Origin of the sequence: Neptunomonas sp. (genome assembly GCF_041601355.1) — a bacterium.
Taxonomy (GTDB): Bacteria; Pseudomonadota; Gammaproteobacteria; order Pseudomonadales; family Balneatricaceae; genus Neptunomonas.
Genome location: NZ_JBFIIH010000218.1, coordinates 1 through 3,943, shown reverse-complemented (window position 1 = coordinate 3,943; position 3,943 = coordinate 1). Strand labels below are relative to the sequence as shown.

Annotated in this window: 5 protein-coding genes; 2 read left to right on the top strand and 3 right to left on the bottom strand. The window is 47.1% G+C overall.

Annotation, left to right across the window (positions count from 1 at the left end; all coding sequences use genetic code 11):
* The coding region (locus ABY436_RS19440; RefSeq protein WP_372740581.1) for an AAA family ATPase at positions 1-730 on the top strand (730 nt) is incomplete at its 5' end.
* 189 nt (positions 731-919) lie between these two features.
* Positions 920-1,699: a response regulator gene (locus ABY436_RS19435; protein WP_372740580.1), complete on the top strand. Its 780-nt coding sequence runs from the start codon at positions 920-922 to the stop codon at positions 1,697-1,699.
* On the opposite strand, the gene ABY436_RS19430 is transcribed toward ABY436_RS19435, so the two are convergent.
* From ABY436_RS19430 to ABY436_RS19420, 3 genes are all read right to left on the bottom strand, one after another.
* Positions 1,696-2,718 (bottom strand): NAD-dependent epimerase, encoded by a 1,023-nt coding sequence (locus ABY436_RS19430; protein WP_372740579.1) that lies wholly within the window; start codon positions 2,716-2,718, stop codon positions 1,696-1,698. The genes ABY436_RS19435 and ABY436_RS19430 overlap by 4 nt on opposite strands.
* Before the next feature lie 5 nt (positions 2,719-2,723).
* A complete protein-coding gene (locus tag ABY436_RS19425; RefSeq protein WP_372740578.1) occupies positions 2,724-3,548 on the bottom strand; it encodes a phosphatase PAP2 family protein in 825 nt (274 codons plus the stop codon).
* A partial coding sequence (locus ABY436_RS19420) for a hypothetical protein (protein ID WP_372740577.1) occupies positions 3,541-3,943 on the bottom strand: 403 nt, incomplete at its 5' end. The genes ABY436_RS19425 and ABY436_RS19420, both read right to left, overlap by 8 nt.

Genomic DNA, 3,943 nt, shown 5'->3' with positions numbered 1-3,943 from the left:
GTGCAAAGCGTTAGCCAATTATCTATTCGATACTGATGATGCGATGGTGCGCATTGATATGTCCGAGTTTATGGAGAAACACTCAGTTGCCCGCTTGATTGGTGCACCTCCGGGCTATGTCGGCTACGAAGAAGGAGGCTACCTGACTGAAGCCGTTCGACGCAAACCTTATTCGGTATTGCTGTTGGATGAGGTGGAGAAAGCACATCCTGATGTCTTTAATATTCTGTTGCAAGTGTTAGAGGATGGCCGTTTAACGGATGGCCAGGGCCGCACGGTTGATTTCAGAAATACTATTGTTGTTATGACCTCTAACCTTGGATCGCACCTGATACAGAGTTTTAGTGATGACGACGATTACGACCTGATGAAAAGAGCGGTGATGGAAGAAGTGGGTTCCCACTTCCGTCCTGAAGTGATCAATCGTATTGATGAAGTGGTGGTTTTCCATAGTCTGCGTAAAGATCAGGTCGCAGGTATTGCAACTATCCAGCTGGAACGTTTACGCCAGCGCTTGGCGGAACGGGATTTAACCCTGACCCTGACACCGACAGCCCTCGACAAGCTGGTGGACGTAGGATTCGAGCCTGTCTATGGTGCGCGTCCGTTGAAACGTGCGATTCAGCAATGGATAGAAAATCCATTGGCGCAGGCTCTACTGGCGGGGAAATATCTGCCGGGAACTGAGATAGCCGTGGATGTAGAGGCCGGAGAGTTTGTATTCCGCTAAACTCTTTATAGGGAAATAATAGAGGGATTTTACAGGTTCTGCTAAGCCCGTCATGGTGACGGGCTTTTTTTTTGTGTTTTCTCAATACTGGAGAATACGCAGGTTATGGCCTATTTTAATGTTACTGATCGAGCATCTGTCAGTGAGTTTCCTGTTTTGCGGTCCGGCCCGTTTTTTAGAGAGTAGTGCATGAAGAGTCTGAAAGTATTAATCGTTGATGATGCTAAGTTTATTTGTGAACTCGTCACTAAAATAATCAGTGATGCGTTTCCTGAAGCGGCGGTTAAAGCAGCGTTTAATGGACAAGAGGCACAGGTATTACTGATTTCAGATGAGTTTGATATCATTTTGTGTGATTGGGAGATGCCCCAAATGAGTGGTTTGGAAGTACTGAAATGGACCCGAGCACAACCACAATATAAAACGGTTCCGTTTGTGATGGTCACTAGCCGGGGTGAGCGTGAATATGTCCTTAAAGCAATCCATGCGGGTGTTAATGATTATCTGGGTAAACCGTTTTCAAAAGAGCAGCTTATCCAGAAAATGAATAAAGTGCTGCATAAGCAAAAAGCACCGGATGTGATCCAGCAGGCTAAGGCCGCTACAATGTTGGTGCAGGAACAGCAGGAAAATGTACCGCCGTCCAAGAGTGTGCAAAAGCCTAAGGGGATGGCGTATTTGCGGGTGAAAGATCAGGTGTACAAATGTGCGATTAAAGATATGAGCCTGAAAGATGTGCTGGTGGTTGTGAAAAATGAGGGTGAATTCCCTCGGGTGCTGGATCAGGCGGTTATTGATATTGAGCAGTTATCGGGTGATAGTGTGGCACGTGTGAATGGATTTATTCAGATGGTGGAGGCTGCCGACGTGCATATTAACTCTGCTTTTATCAATATCAGGATCACCCTGATAGATGATGATCCTGATAAAATGGCGCACCTTTCTAAATATATTGCCAGCGTCCGTTAGCCCTTGTTATAGCCCTTGTTAGAGTCCTTGTAATAGTCTTTGTACCATTCAATAAACAGACTTACTCCCTCTTCAATGGGGGTGTCTGGCGTAAACCCAGTCGCTTTGCTGAGGGCGTCGATATCGGCAAATGTTTCAACGACATCACCTGCCTGCATCGGCAAATACTCTTTAACGGCAGATGTACCTAATGATGTTTCAATCTGCTGGATAAAGTACTCCAGCTCGACTGGCTGGTTATTGCCAATATTGAAAATCTTATAGGGCGCAGCGCTTTCGTCGGTTTGCCCATCCCATTGTGGATTGGCTTGCGGAATGATGTTCTGGATGCGAACAATTCCCTCAACAATATCATCGATATAGGTGAAATCCCGGCGCATTTTCCCGTAGTTGAATACCTTAATAGGCCTTCCTTCAGAAATAGCACTGGCGAATAGCATGGGGGCCATATCCGGGCGTCCCCAAGGGCCGTAAACAGTAAAAAAGCGTAAGCCTGTCGTCGCAATGTTATACAGGTGCGAATAGCTATGAGCCATCAGCTCGTTGCTTTTTTTGGTGGCAGCATACAAGGAGGCCGGATGATCAACGCCGTCGGTGGTTGAGAACGGAATTTTAGTATTGGTGCCGTAAACAGAACTTGAGGAGGCATAGATCAGATGTTCTATAGCAAAGTGACGGCAGCATTCCAGAATGACCAGCATGCCTAACAAATTAGAGCTGGCGTAATCAAAGGGTTGGTTAATAGAATGTCGGACACCGGCCTGTGCACCCAGATGAATGACACGTTGAATTGCTTCTTCTTTAAATATCTGTTCAACACCTTCTTTATCCGCAAGATCACATTTGTAAAAAGTGAAGTCGGAAAAAGGCTGTAACAATTCAAGGCGATCTGATTTGAGTTGAGGGTCATAATAATCGTTCAAATTATCCAGACCAACGACCTGATGCCCTTCTTTAAGCAAGCGCTGTGCGACGTGAAAGCCGATAAAACCTGCTGCACCTGTGACCAGAAAACGCATCGTGCCTACTCCTTGCGTGAAAGTCGTGGTATTAACCCATGACGTGATAGTTGGTGAAAAATACTGGCTAAGCTGATGGCCGATGCCGTCACGGCAAAAAGCCATGTATGCGGAAAACCACCATCATAGTTAATCAGCGTAATAGCACAGCCTGCATGGATAATCAGCAGGATCAGATAGAAACGGCCGCTAAAAAAACGCTGCCAACGATCACATAATTGTAACCCTGCCCATGCAGACAAAAGCCCGCCAGCAGCCCCCATACAGACATCTGCAGGCCAGTGTACACCGACCGCGACACGTGACCAGCCAATAAAGCAGGCAGCGATCAGGATTAGAAATTGTATCGCCTTATTGGTGGTTAGGCGTATTAATAAGCCCGCCGCAGCAAAAGCCGTTAAAGTATGCCCTGAAGGCATGCTTTTTCTGGAGATGCTGGAACCAATGAGTTGAAAGCTACCGGGGTCTAACACGCCAGGGGGGCGCGGTGTGGCAAGCCAGGGTTTTATGCCGTGGGTAATCAGGGTGCCGACGATGGCTGTAATCAGCAAAGCGAATAACAGGTGTGGGTAACGATAGGCAAATAATAGCGCCAGTGTTAAAACAACCAGCGTATCTCCCATGAACGAAAGGTGCTCCCATGCTATCGGAGGTAATATCAGGCTGAGAAACTGGGCACTGTGAAAACCGGTTTGTAAGCCGTTAGCCAGCAACAAAACCGTTCCCAGAAAAAATGCTAAAACGGCTGCCCACAGAAGTAGTTTGTCGCTGTTTTGTGCTGTCGGCCAAGTCTTGCAGGCCGAGGCAACATGCTGATTAAATTTATTCATAAGAGTAAAGTGCGACTCCTCCTTTGGCGTACAGACGGGTCGGTTTCACAGCAGGATCTAATGTCAGTAAGTTTTCTTGTTTATCGATTCGGGTGAAAACGAGTTCGCCACGCAGGGGGGCTCGTCTGGGCACAATTGCATCCCGGTAAACAGAAAAGCTTGGCATGTTGATACCGTAACTTACCACAGGTCCGCCAATTTTCTTAGCGAGCTGGGCTGCCTCACGAACGGGCTCTTGCTGGGCTGCGCCTAACAACGGTAGTAATAAAAAATTAAACATCAGCATGCTTCCGGCAGCGCCTGCAAGAAGGCGGGCCGGATAGCTTGTGTTTTTGAAAAAATATAATCCAACGATCAATAACAGACCTGATACAGTGACTGCCTGAAAAGCAGTG